We start from the raw sequence: 20,779 nt of genomic DNA on the forward strand, positions 1-20,779 counted from the left end.
ACTCACCGGTCCTCGGGGGCCACGTAGCGACCCTTGCTCAGGACCTCGTCCATGCGCCGCTGAGCGTCCGCATCGGCATGCACGATGGCGTTCCCCGTAGCGTGCAACTTAGTAGACAACGCGGAGAGCAGAGTGACCATGTCCGAGTACTGGTCCTGTGTGTAGCGCGCGAAGGCTTCCACAGCCTCCGCCACGTCTGGATGCGAGCGGGGGACGCGGCACTGAGTCGCGTTCTCCCCGTCCATGCGCCCCGCGTTCAGCAGCCCGGCAAGCTCGTTGAGCAGATTGGAGCTGCCGTTGATGGAGGCGGCATCCGCAGAGAAGCCGCCAGACCCCCCGGCCATTCAGTCCCCCTGATCCTCAAAGGATCATCGTCCCATGGTCATGTCGGTCTCCGATAGATGGTTATCGGTCTCCAAGGTGCGGAACGGCGGGTTACCCAAGAGGGCGTGTGGCCGAGGGTGGCCCGGGACGGATGGATGCGGTGCGGTGCGGTGCACTGTGATTCCGACAGTCGGCAGACCACCCGGCGTCGCGGCGGCGGTCTCACAGTTTCCTCGCTCATGGGTGGCGGTCTCCATGGTCCGTGATCCTGATCTGTGATCCGTGGTCCGTGGTCAGCCCTCATGCACCGTAGGCGCGGGGTGTTCGGGCTTTCGGGGCGTCTGGCTCGGGTCGGCTCGGGTTGGGTTGGGTCCGCCGGTCGCTCAGGGCTTCAGTGGTGCGAGGTGGTCGCACCGTATCCGTCCCTGGTGGAGGGGCGATCAAGTCGGTGGGCCTGGCCGCTGGGTCGGGTGATCGATGCGCACGGCGGTCAGCTTCTTCTGTCGACTGCCGTCTGCCGTCTGCCACCTGATCTTCTGTCTTCTGTCTTCTGTGTTCGGCTGTCTCCCCTCTGCCGTCTTCCGTCATCCGGGCGGTGGCTGTGCGGCGGAGCCTGCGGCTCACCAGCCGCACCCGCGATCCACCCGCCCCGCGCTCGGTGGGGTGGGTTGTGCGCCGGGTGGAGGGGTGGGCGCTGGAGGAGTGGTGGGGGCGCGGGGGGCAGTACGGCGTGAGTGAGGGGTGGATGGAGCCCCCGGGTGCGCCTGCGCTACTGGGCGCAACGTCCAGGCGGCTACTTGACTTTGGTCATCGCGATTCAGTCCCGCTTGTTGGGTATTGACTGTTCCATCCCGTTCTCTCTGGATATGCCAACGTGAAGCGTTGGCGGCATGTGCTTGGAGGCGAACCATGGCCGCCCGACCACTCGTCGCGCGTCAGACCAATCAGCGACTGCGGTCCCTCATCCAGGAAGCCTCGCTGTCCAACTCCGCTCTGGCTCGCCAGGTGAACGTCCTGGGAGAGGCACAGGGCCTGGATCTGCGGTACGACAAGACTTCCGTGAGCCGGTGGCTGGGCGGTCAGCGGCCCCGCGGCCGGGTTCCCGCGATCATCGCCGAGGCGCTGAGCGGCCGGCTGGGCCGTACGGTCTCGACGGAAGAGATCGGTATGGCCAACGGCAACAGCGTGACGTGTGGGGTCGGGCTCCACTTCGCGGCGACCGTGGAGGACGCGCTGGAACAGGTCCGTGAACTATGGCACATGGACGCCGAATCCCGGGGGCTTTTGTCCCGTTCCGCCATGACCGCCTCGGCGTTGGTGGAACCCAGCAGGGACTGGCTGATCAGCGCTTCCGACCCGCAGGTGGCGCGCAGTTGGCGGCTGGGGCCACGGGTGGGGATGACCGATGTGGAGCTGGTGCGGGCGACCACCCAGGCGCTGGCCGAACTCGACCACCGGGTCGGCAGCGGGTATGTCCGGCCGGTGGTGGTCTCATGCCTCAGCAGTGTGCTGTCCGGGCTGATGGAGGGGAGTTACGGCGAGACCACGGGGCGGCAGCTGTTCGCCGCGGCGGCCCGGCTGACGGAGTTCGCCGGGTACACGGCGCTGGACACCGGGCAACCGGGCCTGGCCCAGCGGTATTACATCCAGGCGCTGCGGCTCGCGCAGGCCGCGGACGACCGTTGCTACGGCGGTTATGTGCTGGCGGCCGGTCTGAGTCATCTCGCCGTCGGCGCCGGCTGCTCCAGGGAAGCGGTGCAGCTCGCGCGGGCCGCGCAGGAAGGCACCCGGGGGCGCGCCCCACTGGCCGCCCAGGCCATGTTCTACGCGACCGAGGCCCGTGGCTACGCCATGCTCGGGGACGCGCGGATGTGCAAAATACTGGCGGACAAGGCCGCAGACGCCATGGCGCATGTCGTTCCGGGGGACAGTCCCGAGTGGATCGCGCACTTCGACCGGGCCTATCTGGCGGATGAGCTGGCCCACTGCTACCGGGATCTCAAGCAGCCGCGTCCGGCCGCGCGCCGGGCCGAGGAGGCGCTGGCCCGGCACCCGCGGACCCGGGTGCGGCGCCGGGCCATCGATCTGCTGCTGCTCGCCTCGGCATTAGTACAGGCCGGTGACGTCGAGGAGGCATGCCGGGCCGCCGTGCAGGCGGTGGCGTTGCTCAGCCGGCTGAAGTCGGCGCTCGGCGAGCGGTACTTGCAGAACTTCAGGGATGAGCTGCGGCCGTACGGTGACTCGCAGCCGGTACGCGAATTGGACGCCCTGGTCCAGGAGAGCGGTGTGCGGGTGCTCCGGTGACACGCGTCCGGTGGGGTGGAGGCGTCCGGTGGGGTGGAGGCATCCGGTGGGGTGGAGGCGTCCGGTGGAGACGGAGTAGGGCGGAGGAGGCGGAGTAGGGCGGAAGGGCGGGCAGGACAGGCGGAGCAGGCGGGGCGCCCGTCATACGGTGCCGACGGCCGGGCGGCTGGTTCCGTCCCGCGGGGAGGTGGTGCGGAGCCGGTGCCTGCCTGGCCGTCGGCGGTAGGGAGCCGCCCGGAGGGGGCGGCGCAGCGGCGGTTGCGCACCGGTCGCCGGTGGCGGTCCGGTCGGTCGGCCGACCGCTTGGGGATGGGTGAGGCTCGGTGCGTGGGCCGCGGCGGTGCGCGGGCTTCCGGTCCTTCGGAAGGGCGCGTCGCCGGGCGGGGGCCCGGGCGGCCGCCGGAGCCGGTTCCGGGGTGTGCGCGTTACGGCGCCAGACCGCTTCGCACACCGGTGGTCAGCGGTATCGCGGCCCATACGGTGCAGCCGTTGTCGGCCTCGGTTCTGCGGCCCCAACGCGAGGAGGACTTGGCGACCAGTTCCAGACCGCGGCCGTGCTCCTGGGCCTGGCCCGGGCGTCGCATCCGGGGGACCGACGGGGTCCCGCCGCGGTCGTGCACCTCGATGTGCAGCAGGCTTTCCGACCTCCATATCCGGCAGGTGATGTGTCTGCTGGCGGAATACTGAATGGCATTGGAGAAGAGTTCCGACAGGACGAGCAACACCGGATAGCGCGTGTCGTCGTCATGGATGCTTTGCCCGTCGAGCCAGGCGCGGACCAGGTTCCGGCAGACCGGCACCGCCCGCTTCACCGCCGGCAGACGAAATACCACGCACTGCACGGAACGCCAGCCGTCGGCGGGAATCAAGGCGCCCCTTTCCTGGGGCCAGCTCGCGATATGCCGGGCGGTTACCATGACTTCCGCCGCATGCGTTGTGGTGGGTAACATGACTACCCCTTTCGTACGTGCCTCATGGACCCCGATGCCGCTTTCGCCTCATGAAACACGGCCAGCGCCATCGCTCGATCTGCCCTGGCGGCGGCCTTCGCAGTGCGCCGCGTCGCCTCCGGTGCGTACCGGGCCGCTTTCTGACCTAGCTCTTTCCCGACAATTCAAGCATTCGGGGAGTCCGCCCGGGAAGGCGCGCAGTGCAGCGCCGGGAGCGGGACGGGTATATGGGGACGCGAAATACTATCACCATAAAAAAACGGTTGCGCATTACCGGTAATGGAATTTCCGGTAATGCGCGGAGGGGGTGCCGGAGTCCGGGCGGCAAGAATCTACCAGAAATTGCGGCGGTTCGGAATTACGGCATCCGTTTGCGTGAAATGAGGAGCAAGAGGAGAGAGGTGAGGTGAAGTGAGGAGGGATGGTGAGGAGGGGAGGGGAAGTGGGGTGGAGCGGGGCGGTGGGGTGGAGAGGGGCGGTGAGGTGAGTGATTTCAGGGTTACGGGCTTACGGGCCAACGGGCCTACGGGTTTTCGTGGGTGTTCTTGTACGGCCCGGTGTGTGTCTGGGGCGCGGAGACAGGAGCGGACGCCTCGGCCCCCGTACGCCCCGGCCCCCAACCGGCCCCGGCCGCCGGCTCCCGGCCACCGGCCCCCGCCCCGCACGCCGACGCCCGGCGGGCCGTTGTGCGGCCCGCCGGGCGTCGGCGGTCTCCGATGGCCCAGGGGCCAGGGGCTAGTTCGCCGTCAGTTCCAGGCCCAGATGCTCGGCGATACCGGCGGCGAGGGCGGCGAGGGTCGGGTGTTCCCAGACGAAGTTTCTCGGCAGGGAGATGGCGAAGGAGCGGTCGATGCGTACGCGCAGCTCCATGGCCAGGAGGGAGTCGAATCCCAGCGATTTCAGCGGGGTCTGCGGGTCGAGGGAGCTCTCCCCCAGCCGCAGCACGTCCCGGACGTGGCCCGCCAGATGCTCCTCCAGTGCGGCTCTCCTGGCCAGGCCGGGAGGCAGGGCGGTGAGCCGGGCGCGCATGTCCTCGGCCTCCTCGGGCGGCGGGGCCGGGTCCGCCGGTGCCTGGCCTGACACCCCGCTGAAGAACGGGAGATGACGGCCGGCGGGCGGAACCCAGGTGTCCGGCGGGCCGGGGATCACCCCGGTCTGCACCCACCGGCGGGCCAGCAGCGTCCGCAGGGCCGCCAGGCCGTGGTCCGTGGGAATGGTGCGGTAGCCGCGGCGGCTGAAGTCGGTGGCGACACCGATCTCGCCCCACGGGCCCCAGTTGACCGCCACGGTGGGCAGCCCCTGTGCGGAGCGCCAGGCCGCGAACCCGTCGAGCCAGGAGTTGGCCGCCGCGTAGGAGCCCTGGCCCGGGTTGCCCAGCAGGGACGCCATCGAGGAGAACGCCGCGAACCAGTCCAACGGGTGCTCCCGGGTGGCGTGGTGGAGATGCCAGGCGCCGACGACCTTCGGCAGCCAGACCCGTTCCAACTGGTCGTCGGCCACGTTGGTGATCACGGCGTCGTCCAGCACCATGGCGCAGTGCACCACCCCGCGCAGCCGGAACCCCTCGGTCACGGCCGTGGACACCAGCCGCCGGGCGACATCCGGATCGGCGATGTCGCCCAGGACCACCGATACCTTGGCGGTCCTGCCGATCGCCGTGGCGAGCGTCTGCGCGACCTCGGGCTCGGGGGCGCTGCGGCCGTTGAGCACCACATGGCCGGCGCCGTGCGCGGCCAGCCATTTCGCCGTGGCCAGGCCCAGGCCGCGCAGTCCGCCGGTGACGATGTAGGCGCCGCCCTCCTCCACGGGCAGGTCCCGTTCGGGCAGCACCGCGGGGGCCTCGCCCTCGCCGGGCACGGTCAGCACCAGCTTGCCGATGTGGTCGGCGGCCGCCATGGTGCGGAAGGCCGTGGTGGCCTCCGCGAGCGGATACTCCGTGCAGTGCAGGGGCTTGAGCCGCCCCTCCTCGAACGCGCCGAGCACGTCCTTCCACACCGTGGCGAAGGTGTCGGGGCGGTTGCGGTGCAGCTCGATCAGGTCGACGGTGCTCAGGGTGACGTTGTGGCGCAGCGGCAGCATGCCGAGCGGCGCGTCCGCCATGATGTCGCGCACCCCCAGCTCCACGAACCGGCCGAAGGGGCGCAGCGTCTCCAGGCCGGTGCGGATGGCCGCTCCGGACAGTGAGTTGAGGACGACGTCGACGCCTTCCCCGCCCGTCGCCTCGCGGGTGCGTTCGCCGAACTCCAGCGTGCGGGAGTCCATGACATGGCGGATGCCCATGCTCCGCAGATAGCGGCGCTTGTCCTCGCTGCCGGCCGTGGCCAGCACCTCCGCGCCCAGCAGCCGGGCCACCGCGATCGCTGCCAGGCCGGTGCCGCCGGTGGCGGAGTGGATCAGCACCCGCTCCCCGGCGGCGAGCCGGCCGACCGAGCGCAGCGCGTACCAGGCGGTCAGGAAGGCGATCGGCAGTCCGGCCGCGGCCACCGGTTCGATGCCGAACGGGATGGGGGCGACCGCGTCGGCGGGGAGGGTGAGGAAGGAGCCGAAGGCTCCGCCCCGCAGATCGACGGCGATCACCTCGTCCCCGGCCTGGGGGCGCTCCACCCCGGCGCCGACCGCGCTCACCACACCGGAGCATTCGAATCCGATCCGGTAGCGGGCGTCCAGGTCGCCGGGGAGCAGGCCCATGGCCGTGAGCACATCGCGGAAGTTCAGGCCGGCGGCGGTGACCCGCACCTCGACCTCGCCGGGCGCCGGTGCGCGCCGGCCGGTGGCGGCGTACTCCAGGCTCGACAGATCGCCCAGCCGGCTCGCGCGCAGCCGGAAACCGTCCTCTCCGTACCGCACCGTGCACGGGGTGGCGGCCTGGTCCTGTCCGCCGTTCGGCGCGGCATGCTCCAGGCGGGCGACGTGCCGGCGGCCCGCACGCAGCGCGACCTCGTCGTCGTCCGCGTCCGCCAGCAGTTCCAGGGCCACGTCCTCGGGATCGGCGTCGTGCGGGTCGGCGTCCACCAGCACCGGCCGGATCTCGGGGTGTTCCAGCGTGGCGACCCGCAGCAGTCCGCGCAGCGCGCTCTGTCCGAGGTCGACCTCGTCGTCGGGCAGGACGTCGCGGGCGCCCCGCGTGACGACGTACAGGCGCGGTGCCGAGGAGGTGGCGGTGATCGCCTGTACGGCGCCGAGCAGCCGGCGGGTGCGCCACAGGGACTGCACGGTCGGCTCCCCGCCCTCGGCGCGTCCGCACACCAGCACCACCCCGCGCGGGGTTTCGAGGGTGGCGGACAGGCGGCCGGTGAGGGCATCGCGGAACGCGGCGAGCGAGGTGTCGTCCAGCGGACGGTCCCAGACCACCGTGCGGGCACAGCGGGAGCGCAGCGCGGCGGCCAGCGCCTGGGCCGAGCCGTCCGCTTCGCCCACGACGACCCAGCTCCCGGGGGCGTGGCCGCCGTCCGGTGCCGCCCGGGGCGCCGACCGCCAGCCGATGCCGAGCAGCCAGTCGTCGACCGCCGGGGTCTCGCGGACGGCCCGCCGGGCGAAGCGCAGACCGTTGACGACGAGGACCACGGCGCCGCTGTCGTCCAGGAGCCGGACGTTGGCCACGATGGCCTGTGCGGTGATCTCGCTGACGTGGGCGTGGCAGTACACGGCATGCGCGGGATCACCGAGGATGCGTACCGCCTGCATGCTCACCGGCAGCACCAGTGACGGGTCGTCCTCGTTGATCAGGGGCGCCACGGCGAGCTGGGCGCAGACGTCGAGGAGGACGGGGTGGACCGGCAGGCCGGTGGCGGGGGTGGCGGCCTCGGCCGGCACCCCGACCCTGGCCCAGAAACTGTCGTTGTGGCGGCCGGTGTGCAGTGCGAGGATCCCGGTGAACGCCGGGCCGTGCTCCAGGCCGCGCCGCCGCAGGCTGTCGTAGAGGGCGGCCGGTTCCAGGAGCACCGGGTGGCGCAGGCTCATCGCGTCGACGGATCTCGGCCGCAGCTCGGGCCGTACGGTCAGCCGGTGCAGCACCGCGTCCGCCTGCACCTCCCAGTCGCCCCTCTCGTTCCGGGCGAGGATCTCGCAGTGGGCCCGGTCAGGGGCGGTCAGGGTGACAGCGGTGGAGACCTCGGTGGCCTCGCCCAGCCGCAGCAACTCGGTGAAGCGGACGTCGGTGACCTCCACTTCGTGCGGTTCCGCGCCGAAGACCTCGCAGGCGGCCGCGAGCGCCAGCCCGCAGTGCGCCGCCCCGGGCAGGACCGCGTTGCCGTGCACCCGGTGGTCCCCGAGCCAGGGCAGCACCCCGGTGCCGGCGTCGGCGCGCCAGCAGTGCCGTACGGGGTCCCCGGGGAATTCGGTGTGGTGGCCGGGCAGTTGAGCCCTGGGGGCTTCGGCGGCCTCCGCGGGCGGGGCGGCGGTGTCGGCCCAGTGGTGGCGGCGGTCGAAGGCGACGGTGGGGGCGTCGACGAGGCTGCCGTCGTCGTAGAGGCGCCGCCAGTCCACCGGCACCGCGGCGCAGTGCAGCGCGGCGAGCTGGGTGCGGAAGGTGGCCTGCTCGTCCTCCTCGCGGCGCAGGGTGGGCAGCACGACGGGGTCGGTGACGAGACCGGCCAGACTGCGCTCGATGGAGTGGGTGACCACGGGGTGCGGCGAGATCTCGGTGTAGACCAGGTGCCGGTCGGCCGCCGCGGCCGCCACCGCCTCGGCGAAGCGCACCGGGCGGCGCAGGTTGTCGCACCAGTAGTCCGCGTCGAAGGCCGGCGTCCGGCCGGCGTCGACGACCGTCGAGTAGAACGGCACCTTGGGCGAGCGGGGATCGAGACCGGCCAGGGCCGACCGCAGGGCCGGCAGTACCGGGTCCACCAGCGGGCAGTGCGAGGCGACGTCCACGGCGATCGGGAACACCGGGATCTTCCGGGCCTCCCATGCGGCGGCCAGCCGGCTCACCTCCGTGGTCCTCCCGGCCACGACGGTGGAGTCGGGCGCGGACAGGACGGCGACCGCCACGGTGCCGGCCGCGCTGTCGGCGAGTTCGGCCCGCACCGTGTCGGCGTCCAGGCCGACGCTCAGCATGCTGCCGGAGCCCGCGATATCGCTCAGCAGCCCGGAGCGCCGGCAGATCACCCGGACCCCGTCGGCCAGGGTCAGCGCCCCGGCCACCACCGCCGCCGCTACCTCGCCCATGGAGTGCCCGATCACCGCGGCGGGTTCGACGCCGTACGCGCGCCAGGTCGCGGCGAGGGCGATCTGCAGGGCGAACAGGACCGGCTGCACCGTGCCGCAGCCGTGGACGGGCCGGCCGCCTTGCACCACATCGAGGACGGCGACCTCGCTCTGCGCCCTGATGAGCTCGCCGACCTCGGTCAGCGCGTCGAGGAAGGCCGGTTCGGTCTTCAGCAGCCGGCGGCCCATGCCGGGCCACTGCGAACCCTGGCCGGAGAACACCCACACCGGCTGCCGTGCCACGGCGGCGCCCACGGCGCCGGTCACGACCGCCGGGTGCCGCTGCCCGGCCGCGAAGGACCGCAGGGTCGTGAGGAGTTCCTGGCGCCCGGAGGCCACCACCCCCAGCCGGCCGTGGCCCGCGCAGCGCCGCAGGGCCAGGGTGTGCGCGAGGTCGCGCAGCGGGACGTTCGCGCCGTCGCCCTCCATCCAGTCCGCGAGCCGGGTGGCCGCGGCCGGCAGGACGTCGGGAGAGCCGGCCGGCACCAGGAAGACGTCACAGGCACCCTTCGACGGCCGCCCCGAGTCCTGCTGCGGGGCGGAGGGTCGCTCGGGAGCCTGTTCCAGCAGGACGTGGGCGTTGGTGCCGGAGAAACCGAAGGAGGACACGGCGGCCAGCCGGGTGGGCGTCCGCAGGGGCCAGGCGGACAGCTCGGTGGGGACGAAGAAGCGGGTGCCCGCCGCGGAGATGGCCGGGTTCCAGCGTCTGAAGTGCAGGTTCGCGGGGATGGTGCCGCGTTGCAGGCACAGCACGCTTTTGATCAGTCCGGTGATGCCGGCGGCCGGTTCCAGATGCCCCACGTTGGTCTTCACCGACGTCAGGGCGCAGCGGCCGGGCCCGTTGCCGTAGACCTCGGCGAGGCTGGCGAACTCGATCGGGTCCCCCACCGGGGTGCCCGTGCCGTGCGCCTCCACCATGCCCACGTCCCGCGGGTCGACGCCGGCCTGTTGCAGGGCCTCCTGGTAGAGGGCCGTCTGGGCGGTCACCGACGGGGCGGCCAGCCCTTCGGAGGAGCCGTCCTGGTTGGTGGCCGAGCCGCGCAGCACCGCCAGGACCCGGTCACCGTCCCGTACGGCGTCGGAGAGACGTTTCAGCACCACGACGCCGCAGCCCTCGCCCCGTACGAAGCCGTCGGCACCGGCGTCGAACGTCCGGCAGCGCCCGCCCTCCGACAGCATGCCCATCCTGGCGAAGGACCGGGTGATGCGCGGCTGGAAGCTCAGGGTGACGCCGCCGGCGAGCGCGAGGTCGCACTCACCGGCCAGCAGCGCCCGGCGTGCCATGTGCACGGCCACCAGCGAAGAGGAACAGGCGGTGTCCAGTGCCACGCACGGCCCCTGCAGACCGAGCAGGTAGGAGATCCGGCCGGCGGCCACGCAGTGGCCGTTGGTCAGGATCGACCCCTCCAGTTCCTGGGGCTGTCCGGCCAGCCGGTCCATGTAGTCGCTGTAGCTGATGCCGGCGAAGACGGCCGTGGGGGTGCCGTTCATCCGGTCCGGTGGCAGGCCGGCGTGCTCCAGGGCCTCCCAGGTGACTTCCAGCAGCAGGCGGTGCTGGGGGTCCAGGACGTCGGCCTCCCGGCCCGCGACGCCGAAGAAGGCGGCGTCGAAGCCCGTCACCTCGCGCAGGTAGCCGCCCTGGCGGGGCTTCGATGCCTTGCTTCCCGGGCCCGGGGAGTCCTCCGGGACGAGGCGCCGGCGCTCCGCGGGCAGGTCGCCCACCGCGTCCCGCTCCTCGACCAGCAGCCGCCACAGGGCCGCGGGCGAGTCGGTGTCGCCGGGGAGCCGGCAGCCCATGCCGATCACGGCGATCCGGTCTGTCTCGTGGGTGGGGCGCGTCTCGGCGCCCGGGCCGTGCATGTCGTTGCTCATCGGGTCTCCGTACGTGGGAGGTGATCTGCCCGTGGTCACACGGCTTCCGGACTGCCGAGGAGAATGGCGTTCTTCACACCGCCGACCTGGTAGTTGAAGCTCAGCGCGTAGTCGAAGTCGAGCGGCCGCGGCCGCACTCCGGGGACCGGGTCGAAGGGCAGTCCGTCGGCCGGCTGCTCGCAGTTGGCGGTGGGGCAGACCTGCCCTCGCTCCATCATCATCAGCGTCATGGCGACGCCCAGGCAGCCGGCCGGTGCGCCGTTGTGGCCGAAGCAGCCTTCCTGGGACGTCATCAGGACGTCGTTGTCGGCTCCGTACAGCTCCTTGATGGCGTTCGCCTCGAAGGCGGTGACGACGACGTTGCCGTCGCTGCCGCCGTGGACGTACGGCACATCGCGCAGCTGCCACCGGTCGCCGAGGCAGCGGCGGACGGCGGTGACGAGTTCCGCGCCGGTCTCGTCGCACGCCAGGGGGTTGGCCAGTCCGTCGCGGGTCATGGCGGTGGACAGCACCTGTCCGTAGAGGTGCGCCCCGCGCCGCTCGGCGTGTTCCCGGCTTTCCATGATCACGGTGGCCGCGCCCTCGCCGTGGTTGATGCAGTCCGCCCGGCGGTCGTAGGGCCGCATGAGGGAGGTGAAGGACGGCAGCAGTTCCGGCATGTCGGTCGTGCGGAGGGCGTCGTAGGTCTGCTGGGCCCCGCCCAGCAGCCGCTGGATGTTCTGGATGAGGTGGACGTTGAAGACGTCGACCCCCGTCACCACCGCGACATCGACCTCGCCGTGGGCGATCATCCGCCGGGCGTTGCCGATCTGTACGGCGGACGAGGCGCAGCCGCACGAGACGGTGTAGCAGGGGCCGTTGGACTGTGTCAGCGCCGCTTGCACGAGGGCGACATCGGAGGGGGTCACGGCCTGCTGGGCCGCGACGAACAATTCCATGGCGTCCGGTGCGGAGGTCTTCCCCGGGTCGGCACTCAGCACCGAAAGGTAGCTTTCGACATTGGAGTCCACGCCACCGCGACCGACCAGAATGGCGGCTTCGCTCAGTGCGCCGCCGCAGAAAGCCAGACCGGCATCGGTGGTGGCTTCCGCCATCGACACCAATCCGAAGCGGTGCGCCGAGGTGTAATGCTGGGAGAAGAACGGCGGAACGTCCGGGAGGCGTTCGTCGAACATCGCCTGGGTGAGCTCGACCGAGCCGTAATACACCTCGTCACGCTTGAGGCAGGACTGGCCGTTGGAGACGACGTCCCACATGTCGTCCGCGGTGAAAACCGGCTCCGCACGACCGGGCAGACAGAACCCGACGCCGGTCACCACGACATTCCGTCCTTCACCTGAGCTTGCTTCTTTACCGGATTCTCGGTTCACGACAGGGCTCCGTCCCTCACGAGGTTCAACATGGTTGTTCTCCTCTGCGCATCGCTTGTTCGCCGTGGACGCACAGCGCCTATTCGGCGATTCTTGTGCGGTAACACCAGCGGTACACGGGGACCGGCTCTCCGCCCAAGTCCGCGTATTCGCCGTAGAATTCGAAACGTTCGTACCCGTTGCCGCGCAGGATCCTTATCGGATCGCCCGCATTGTCGCGCGCATACTGCGGCAGGCCATTTCCCTCCGGCCCGTCGACCAGGATCACCATTCTTCTTTGCGCCATGCTGTCCTCCGGTGTGCTGTCGGAGTGGGTGTGTGGGGGGCAGGCTTCAGATGGGCGGTCGGGGGGAGCCGGATGCAGCTCGCTGCGGGGCGGCGGCCGGGGCGCCCGGGGCCGGACGGCTCCGGGAAGGGGGCCGGGGTGCCCCGGGGGCGCGGCCGAAGGGTGGCCGGCCGTCTCAGAGGGCCGGCTGCGCCTGGGGGAGGAAGCCGGGAAGGGGGGCACCGGCCGGGCCGGCGACGGGGTACTGGGCGCCGCACCGGACCACTGCGTCCACGGGGACGGCCGGGCGGATGCGGGTGCGGAGGTCTCCCACGGGGCCGGCGGCGTGGCCGGCGACGCCACTCGCGGCCGTCGGTACGGTGCCGTTTCCGGTGGTGGGGACCGTGCCGCGGACCGGGGAAGTCCCCTTGCGCACGAGGAAGTCGAGGGACCTCGCACGGCCATGAGGGGCGGGGGCGGCGTGCTTGCCACCGGGAGCGGAGGTCGTGAGGGTCGTGCCGGACCGGGCAGTTACCGGTGCTGTCACGGTGAGGCCCGGGGTCAAGGCGCGTAGGCCGTTGACCCAGCGAAGGATGGAAATGGTTCGCATGAAGCCCCCTGACCGAATGTGGGGGGCCGATCAGCCGGTGCCGACGTATCGGCACCGGCTGACGGATCCAAAACCCTCTACCGGGGACGCCCATACGGCATCTCGGTCTGACCGCAACCAGGCGCTGGGCCGGGCCAACGGGTAGGCCAGGTGCCGCTCCCCGGAGAGGATGGGCGGCCCACCGGTTGGATGCGACTAGTTATCCATGCGGCTCGCCGGGCTACAACAGTCAATCGATAAGGCCACCCGTTCGGAGCAGCGCGAAAAGAACAAAGCCGTACCAACTTGCGCAATGGCACGGGGGGATGCCTTTATTCCACTCATGACTGATGAAGCGTTTGCTTGCGCACTGCTCCTGCCCGGTCGCGCAGTAACACCGTGCGCAGCAGCAAGCTCGTCGCTTGTCATTCTTGTGCGGGGAGCACAACGACAACTGGCGTGCCGCCCATAGGCAGCGGGAAACCGGCCGACGACGACGGGAGGCACCGGAAGTCACCGCGACCCCGGCAAGCATTCGCTCCGCACGCACAACTCCCCTCCTTCATAGCCCTGTTGGAGAGGAGTTCACCATTCTCCCGTAGCGGCGGCAGAGTCATGGGAGACCGCCGTACGGGCCGTCCACACGGGCGAGTCCGGCCCCCTTTTCCGGCCTTGGCCGACTGTTGTTCCCGCGCCCTCGGCGGACCGCACGCCAATGCGCTCCGTGCCGGGGACCGCAGTTCACCACCGCCCACCGGCATGAAGTCAGCACGATTCCCCGGGAGCCGCTTTCCCGCTCAAGAGCGCAGCACGGCGGCAGTACCGGGTGGCCGAATAACTCCCCAGCAGACAAGGGTGATTCGATAATGAACAATAACGCCGGGGACCGGTTTCCCTGGGAGGCCGATACCCACACGATGTCGCTCACGGACTACGGGGAACGGAGGTGGCCGGCCGCGATGCACGGCCTGGAGCCCCTGACCATGTCCCCCTACCTGGCCGGATGGCGGTTGCGGGTCGTTCCCAGCATCGGGCACGTCCTGATCCGGAAGGTCACCCGCCGCGTCGTCAACCGCGCCCTGCACTGCTGGATCGCCGACGAATGCGGCCTCTCGACGGTGAAGAACAGCCTCGCCGTGCTCGTGCGGGTCCTGGAGCAGGCCGTGCGGGACGGCGTGCTCGACGCCAATCCGGCCCGGGTGGCCGGCTGGCAGCAGGAGTTCCAGCGTGCGCAGAGCGAACGCACCACTCCCAGGGCGCTGGCCCTGCCGGACGCACAGGCACTGGAGCGGCTGGCGACCACTCTCGTCCAGCGCTCCTCGGACGGCTACGAGGGATGGGGCGACATCGTCAGGTTCGCGGCCTGGACCGGTACCCGTTTCAGCGAGGTGTCCGCCCTGCAGGCCCAGGACATCGACATGAGCACCTGGACCTGGCAGGTCCAGCGCTTCACCGTGTCCGAGCCGGAGGGCCTGGACGACCGCGCCTGCCGGGGCAGGCACCACCGGGTGGTGCCGCTGCGCCCCGCCGCGCGGGAGCTGGCCGCCGGCCGGCTGGAGGCGGCGCGGCACACTCCGGCGGCCCGGCTGTTCACCGGTCCGCACCGGCGCCGGTTCACCGCCGCGGTGCTGCGGGACACGACCCGCTGGGACGATGTGGTGGCCGAACTCGGTCATGAATACCTCCGGCGCCAGGATCTGCGCCACACCGGGCTGACATGGATGGCGGACGCGGGGCTGCCGTTGCCCTTGCTGTGCGGCGCCGCCGGGCGCCCTCCGCAGGACGCCCGGCGCTACCTGCCCCCCGACGGGCGGGTGCGGCCCGGGGAGAGCCATGGGGAGCCACCGGCGAGTTCGGCCCCCGCCCGAACGACGGGCGGGGGCCGAACCGCTGTGCGGCGTCCCCCCGCGGGGTGACGGCGCCGGGCTGCCCGGACGGGTCCGGGCGGGCCGGGTGCGGCCTGCCGGCCCCGGCCGGGCCCCGGGCCGTCATCCGGTGGGACGGGCCGTCACAGGTAGGTGAACGACCCGGCGTTGGCGCTGCCGGCCGCCGTCTGGACGGTCACCTGCACGGTCGAGCCGACCGTGCCCGGCGGGACGGTCCCGGTCAGGGACGTGCCGCCCGCGTTGACCACCACACCGGTGGCCGGGGCGGCCCCGAAGAGCACGGTCGCTCCGAGGAGGCCGGTCCCGACGATGGTGAAGGTGGCGCCCGCCGCCGCCGAGGACGGCGACACCGTTCCGGTGACCGTCGGAGGCGCCGTCAGGTAGGTGTAGCCGCCGGGGACGGTCGTGGTGCCGCCCGGGGTCGTCACCACGACCGGGACGTTGCCTCCCGCGGGGGGTCCCGCGGGGGTGACACCGAACAGGACGCTGCCGGTGAGGTCCGTGCCGACGACGGTCGCGGCATTGCCCCCGATGGTGACGGTGGCGCCCTGCAGGCCGGTTCCGGCGATGACGAAGGCGGTGCCCCCCGCGACCGGCCCCGAGTTGGGGGTGATGACCGCGGCCGTCGGCGGGACGGGCGCCACGTACACGTACGAGGCCGGGTTGCTGGTACCGCCACTGGTGGTGACGGTGACCTGCACGGCGCCCGCGGCGTGCGCCGGGGCCAGGACCGTCACGGTCAGCCCCAGCGGGTCCTGCCCGACGATCGTCGCCGTCGACGTCCCGAAGAGGACACTGGTGGCGCCGCCGAGGCCGAGCCCGACGAGCTGCACGGTGTTGCCGCCCGCGGTCGGCCCCGAATTCGGCAGTACGCCGAGCAGCACGGGCCCGAAAGGCGGCGGTGCGGCCGGCAGGGCCGGGTGGATGGTGGGTGTGGACATGGAGGTCCTCCTGCTGTGTGAGCTCGCTGCCGGGCCCGTTTCGTGACAGACAGGCTCACGAGCCGGGGCCCGAGCACTGGCAGCGGCCGGCCGTACAGGGAGGACGGGACACACGGCGCACACGTGGCCGGCCGCACCGTGCGGTGCGACGGGGCCGTCGTGCTGCCGGCCGTCCTTCGGGCCCCACAGCGAAGAGGGCTGGAGGGTGGGCCGACCACGGAAGCCCGAGGGGGATGGACGGCCCACCGACCAGGCACCACCAGTAACCCAGAAGAGGGGGTGCCGGACAATCGCGTTGACGCCGGAGCACCCGTTCGGCTCAGCGCGAAGCCGGGAATTTCACCACCGGGCGCGGCCCCCGGCGGCGACCAGTGCGGGGTAGTCGTCCAGTGCGAGGGCCGCGGAGATGTCGTGGCCCTGTTGCAGCATGGCGGCGACGGCGGCCGGGGAGTTCAGTGCGGCGTTGCGGGCGTCGATGGCTTCCTGGGTGGCCGGGGCCAGGAACTCACCGGCGCCGCGCCCGCCCTGCTGGCACCGGGTCACATAGGGGCGCAGCGTGCGTTCATAGCGGGCGAAGGCCGCGGTGTGGTCGCCCCCGGCGAGGGCGAGTTCTCCGGCGAGGACGTAGGCGCCGATGATCGCGGAGCCGGTGCCCATGCCGCCGACGGTGGCGCCGTGGGCGGCGTCCCCGACGAGCGCGATGCGGCCCGTGGACCATCTCGGTACATCGGCGCGGCTGATGGAGTCGAAGTAGACGTCATCGGCCTGCCCGAGCGTGGCGATGAGTTCCGGCGTCCGCCAGCCGGCGCCTTCGTAGGCCCGGGCTATCGCCTGCTTCCGGGCGCGGGGGTCGCGCCGGTCGGATATCAGCTCCTCCTCGGAGGCGAAGACGCAGAAGGCTTCGCCCGCGTAACCCCGTTCCCCGCTGCGGCGGGGTGTACGGCCGACGGTTGCCAGGCGGCCGGGTTCGCCGTAGCCGACCGGGCGGGTGCCCAGGTCTCCGGCGTCTTCGGGCAGGTCCCAGGCGGCGACGTAGTAGCCGAGGTGCCGGACGAAGTCCCGTTCGGGGCCGAAGGCGAGCCGGCGCACGGTGGAGTGCAGACCGTCGGCGCCGATCACCAGGTCGAAGGTGCGCGGCGCGCCCCGCTCGAAGGTGACATGGACGCCGTCGGCGGTCTGGCTGACGGCGGAAAGGGAATCCCCGAAAAGGTACTCGGGCGTGACCGGGCCCCCGGGCGGGCTGCCGGGAGCGTGATGGGTGTGGTGGGTGCCGGGAGCGTGGTGGGTGCCGGGAGCGTGGTGGGCGCCGGGAGCGTGGTGGGCGCCGGGCGGGGTCAGGCTGTGCCGGTGAAGGATGCGGGACAGCTCCGAGCGGAGTATCTCGACCTCACCGCCGCTGAATTCGGGAGGCATCGCGGCCAGCGGACGCCCCTGCCCGTCGATGAAGGTGAGGGGGTCTCCGCCGCCCGTGCTGTGGGCCCTGATGTCCTCCAGGACGCCCATGCGCTCCAGGACCGTCAGCTGCGCCGCCCCGCGGAAGTCGACCGCGAAGCCGCCGCCGCGCAGGGCGGGAGCCACCTCGACCACGGTGGTCCTGAAACCGTAGCGGCCGAGCCAGTAGGCCAGGGCCGGGCCCGCCACGCTGGCGCCGGAGATCAGAACGGAGCGCCCCGGCGGGGTCGTTCGCCGCTCCCGCATCCGGTGGTCCGGCCGAGCCGCCCCCTCGCGCCCCGCTGTCGCTTCGCCCGTATTCTGGTACGTCCCCTCGTACGCCTTCGCGCACGTCGTCTCGTACGCCATCTCGTATGGCATCGCACACTCCCCCGTCGAGCCGGTCCGTCGTACCGATAAAAGAAACTGTATCCGGCGGACACTGTTCTGTATACCCCGGACACAGTTTTAGGATGCGGGGATGGCGGGAGACGGCGGCAGGCGCAGCGTGTTCGGAGACCAGGCGGGCAGCGTCGAGCTGCTGTGGGGCGGGCGGGAGCGGCCCAGCCGGGGCCCCAAGCCGGCGCTGAGCCTGGAGCGGATCACGCGTACGGCGATGGCCCTCGCCGACGCCGGCGGGCTCGGGGCGGTCTCCATGCAACGGGTCGCGGCCGAACTGGACTTCACCAAGATGTCCTTGTACCGCTATGTGCCGGGAAAGAGCGAACTGGTCGCCCTGATGATCGATACGGCGATGGGGGAGCCGCCGGGCACGGCTGCACCCGCCGGCCCCGGCCAGGACGACCGCCCGGGGTGGCGGGTGGCGCTGCGCTCCTGGGCGCAGGCGCTTGCGGCGGTCTACCACCGGCACCCCTGGCTGCTGGACGCGGCCGTCGGCCCCCGCGTCATGGGCCCTCACGAACTCGGCTGGACCGAGCGCGCCCTCGCCGCGTTCGCGGACACCGGCCTGACCGGCGGCGAACAACTCGACGCCGTGGTCGTGGTGCACGGCCACATCCGGACCATCGCCCAGGTGTCGGCCTCGATGGGGCTGGGCAGCGCGCGGGCCAAGGGGCCGGAAGAGGTCATGAGCGCCGCTCTGAACGAACTGCTCGCCGGCCGCCCCGGCCGCGCCGACCGTTTTCCCGCGCTCGCCGCGGCCGTCGCCGACACCGGCACCACGTCCCGCGACCAGGCAGGGGAGTTCGGCCTGGAGCGGATCCTGGACGGCCTGGAGGCCTATATGAGCAGGGCGCGGGGCGGCGCTTAGGAAGCCGGTCGCGCGGCGGGCTTCGCCGGCAGGGATCCCAGCCAGTCGAGGAGGATCTGGTTGACCTCCTCGGCGCGTTCCTGCTGGACCCAGTGACCGCAGCCTTCCAGGATGTGGGAGGCGGACAGGCCGGGGAGGGTCTGCGGGAAGGCCTTGATGGCGTCGGCCATCCAGTTGGTGGGGGCGTCGCGCTCCCCGCCGATGAAGAGGGACGGCTGCCGCAGCGGCGCCCCGTCCCAGGCGGCAAGGTCCTCCCAGTCCCGGTCGACGTTGCGGTAGCGGTTGAGCCCGCCGGTCAGGCCGGTGCGCTCGAACTCGCCCGCGTAGAAGTCGAGATCGGCGTCGGTGAGCCAGGGCAGGGGCAGGGGGTTGTCGGCGGGGAAGCGGTCGGACAGTTTGCCGCCAGGCCGGACCGAAAACCCTCCGACGTGGTCCCCGCCGGACGGCGGCTCGGCATCGCCCGAGGCCACCGCGTAGAACCCGGCGAGCCAGCCGCGGACATCGGGGTCGATCTCCGACTCCGCCCGGCCCGGCTCCTGGAAGTAGCTGACGTAGAACTCCCCGGGGCCGCCGAGCCGCGCGAAGCCCTCGGTGGGCCGGGTCCCGCCGCGGGGCGCGTACGGCACGCTCAGCAGCGCCGCCGAGGTGAAGAGGTCGGGCCGCAGCAGCGCCGTGTTGGCGGCGATGGGCGAGCCCCAGTCGTGGCCCACGATGGTCGCGGTCTCCTCGCCGAGGGCGCGCACCACCGCGACGTTGTCGGCGACATGGGCCAGCATCCGGTAGGCGGCCACGTCACGGGGTTTCGAGGAACGCCCGTAACCCCGCACGTCGATGGCGACCGCACGGTAGCCCGCCGCGGCGAGCGCGGGGAGCTGGTGGCGCCAGGAGTACCACGACTCGGGGAAGCCGTGGACCATGAGGACGAGGGGGCCGCTGCCCTGCTCCACGAGGTGGATGCGGCCGCCGGGGACCTCCACCGAGCGGTGGGCCGCCTCCGGCAGGCCGGCGGGCGGCTGCGGGGCCGGAGCGCCCGGGGAAGCGGGCGGTGTGGACGGGGTCTTGGCGGACTGCGGCATACGTCCTCCTTGAGGAGTTCGGGGGCGCCGGTGGTGGCGGTGGCCTGCGGGCGACGGCACGGGGCGCGGGGCCATGGACCGGCGCGGCCCGCGGTCCCCGCGACCGCTCCCCACGATCATGGCGGTGCCCGCACCGCGCACGCGAGGAATCTTGCCGGTTCCGCAAACCGTCCAGACGCGGGCCCGGCGCCCTCTTCCGCTCCCTACAACCGCACCGTCCGCCGCGGTTGTTCCTTGGCGCCCGTCAACACGCCGTGCAGGGACGCGAATTCGTCGACGCACTTCGCGGTGCCGTTGACCACGCAGTCCAGGGGCTGGTCGGCGACCGTCACGGGGACGCCCATCTCCTCGCGCAGCCGCTGGTCCAGACCGCGGAGCAGGGCGCCGCCGCCGGTCAGGGCGATCCCGCGCTCGACGATGTCGCCGGACAGCTCCGGGGGGCATTCGTCGAGGGTGCGGTGGACGGCGCGGACGATCGCCTCGACCGGTTCGGCCAGCGCGCCGCGGATCTCCTCCTCGCTGATCTCCTGGACCCGGGGCAGGCCGCTGATGTGGTCGCGCCCGCGGACCGTGTAGGAGAAGGGGCGGTCGGGTGCGCCGTCCTCGTCGATGCCGACCGGGGTCCAGACCGCCGAGCCGATCGCGATCTTGATGTCCTCCGCGGTGCGCTCGCCGATGGCCAGGGAGTGCTGCTTCTTGATGTGGGCGGCGACGGCGGCGTCCAGGGCGTCGCCGGCGACCCGTACGGACTGGGCGGTGACCAGCCCGCCCATGGAGATGACGGCGACCTCGGTCGTCCCGCCGCCGATGTCCACCACCATGCAGCCGACCGGCTCGTCCACGGGAAGGCCGGCGCCGATCGCGGCGGCCATCGGCTCCTCGATGAGGTGCACTTCGCGGGCGCCGGCCCCCCGGGCGGAGTCGATGACCGCGCGCCGCTCGACGCCGGTGACACCGGAGGGGACGCAGATGACCACCCGCGGCCGGGAGAACCGGCGGCTGGGCAGGGCCTTCTTCATCAGGGCGCGCAGCATCCGCTCGGCGGCGTCGAAGTCGGCGATGACGCCGTCCCGCAGGGGGCGCATCGCGGTGATCCCGGAGGGCGTACGGCCGATGGTCCGCTTGGCGTCCGCGCCCACGGCGATCACCTCGCCGGCGGCGTTGACCGCGACGACGGACGGTTCGTTCAGCACCACGCCCTTGCCGCGGGCGTACACCAGGGTGTTGGCCGTGCCGAGGTCGATGCCTATGTCGTACGTTCCGGACGAAGTGCTGGACGCCATGGGGGGTTCGTGT

The 20,779-nt window shown here is 72.0% G+C and carries 13 protein-coding genes; 3 read left to right on the top strand and 10 right to left on the bottom strand.

All coding sequences use genetic code 11. The features are described from left to right. Positions 1-2: 2 nt before the first annotated feature. Positions 3-344: a hypothetical protein gene (locus ACGFR7_RS08095; protein WP_393314632.1), complete on the bottom strand. Its 342-nt coding sequence runs from the start codon at positions 342-344 to the stop codon at positions 3-5. A gap of 889 nt (positions 345-1,233) precedes the next feature. Between ACGFR7_RS08095 and ACGFR7_RS08100 the strand changes: the two genes are divergently transcribed. Then, the gene (locus ACGFR7_RS08100; RefSeq protein ID WP_393314635.1) at positions 1,234-2,628 is read left to right on the top strand and encodes a transcriptional regulator; all 1,395 of its coding nucleotides are present in this window, start codon (positions 1,234-1,236) and stop codon (positions 2,626-2,628) included. Positions 2,629-3,053: 425 nt separating this feature from the next. Here the strand turns inward: ACGFR7_RS08100 and ACGFR7_RS08105 are convergent, their stop codons facing one another. The 5 genes from ACGFR7_RS08105 to ACGFR7_RS08125 form a co-directional block, all read right to left on the bottom strand. Then, entirely contained in the window at positions 3,054-3,578 is a 525-nt protein-coding gene (locus tag ACGFR7_RS08105) for an ATP-binding protein (RefSeq protein ID WP_393314638.1), read from the bottom strand. A 735-nt stretch (positions 3,579-4,313) separates the two neighbouring features. After that, positions 4,314-10,655 carry an SDR family NAD(P)-dependent oxidoreductase gene (locus ACGFR7_RS08110; protein ID WP_393314641.1) on the bottom strand — a complete coding sequence of 2,114 codons (6,342 nt, stop codon included), beginning with the start codon at positions 10,653-10,655 and terminating at the stop codon, positions 4,314-4,316. A 35-nt stretch (positions 10,656-10,690) separates the two neighbouring features. Next, positions 10,691-11,974, bottom strand: coding sequence for a beta-ketoacyl synthase N-terminal-like domain-containing protein (locus ACGFR7_RS08115; protein WP_393314644.1), 1,284 nt, complete (start codon positions 11,972-11,974; stop codon positions 10,691-10,693). A 130-nt stretch (positions 11,975-12,104) separates the two neighbouring features. Beyond that, positions 12,105-12,311 (bottom strand): DUF5988 family protein, encoded by a 207-nt coding sequence (locus tag ACGFR7_RS08120; protein ID WP_371127135.1) that lies wholly within the window; start codon positions 12,309-12,311, stop codon positions 12,105-12,107. A gap of 175 nt (positions 12,312-12,486) precedes the next feature. Beyond that, positions 12,487-12,900, bottom strand: a complete 414-nt coding sequence (locus tag ACGFR7_RS08125) for a hypothetical protein (protein WP_393314647.1) — start codon at positions 12,898-12,900, stop codon at positions 12,487-12,489. 845 nt (positions 12,901-13,745) lie between these two features. On the opposite strand from ACGFR7_RS08125, the gene ACGFR7_RS08130 reads away from it, so the two are divergent. Then, complete coding sequence (locus ACGFR7_RS08130) at positions 13,746-14,795, top strand: tyrosine-type recombinase/integrase (RefSeq protein ID WP_393314650.1); 1,050 nt, start codon at positions 13,746-13,748, stop codon at positions 14,793-14,795. Positions 14,796-14,887: 92 nt separating this feature from the next. Here the strand turns inward: ACGFR7_RS08130 and ACGFR7_RS08135 are convergent, their stop codons facing one another. Both ACGFR7_RS08135 and ACGFR7_RS08140 read right to left on the bottom strand, forming a co-directional pair. Beyond that, positions 14,888-15,706, bottom strand: coding sequence for an IPT/TIG domain-containing protein (locus ACGFR7_RS08135; protein WP_393314653.1), 819 nt, complete (start codon positions 15,704-15,706; stop codon positions 14,888-14,890). 339 nt (positions 15,707-16,045) lie between these two features. Next, the gene (locus ACGFR7_RS08140) at positions 16,046-17,404 is read right to left on the bottom strand and encodes an FAD-dependent monooxygenase (protein WP_393315356.1); all 1,359 of its coding nucleotides are present in this window, start codon (positions 17,402-17,404) and stop codon (positions 16,046-16,048) included. Positions 17,405-17,618: 214 nt separating this feature from the next. Here ACGFR7_RS08140 and ACGFR7_RS08145 point away from each other — a divergent pair, with 214 nt between their 5' ends. After that, positions 17,619-18,407: a TetR/AcrR family transcriptional regulator gene (locus ACGFR7_RS08145; RefSeq protein ID WP_393314656.1), complete on the top strand. Its 789-nt coding sequence runs from the start codon at positions 17,619-17,621 to the stop codon at positions 18,405-18,407. Here ACGFR7_RS08145 and ACGFR7_RS08150 read toward each other — a convergent pair. Both ACGFR7_RS08150 and ACGFR7_RS08155 read right to left on the bottom strand, forming a co-directional pair. Further along, positions 18,404-19,483: an alpha/beta fold hydrolase gene (locus tag ACGFR7_RS08150; RefSeq protein ID WP_393314659.1), complete on the bottom strand. Its 1,080-nt coding sequence runs from the start codon at positions 19,481-19,483 to the stop codon at positions 18,404-18,406. The genes ACGFR7_RS08145 and ACGFR7_RS08150 overlap by 4 nt on opposite strands. 203 nt (positions 19,484-19,686) lie before the next feature. Then, entirely contained in the window at positions 19,687-20,766 is a 1,080-nt protein-coding gene (locus ACGFR7_RS08155) for a rod shape-determining protein (RefSeq protein ID WP_393314662.1), read from the bottom strand. Positions 20,767-20,779 lie beyond the last annotated feature (13 nt).

The organism is Streptomyces sp. NPDC048516 (assembly GCF_043199875.1).
In the GTDB taxonomy this organism is placed as follows: domain Bacteria; phylum Actinomycetota; class Actinomycetes; order Streptomycetales; family Streptomycetaceae; genus Streptomyces.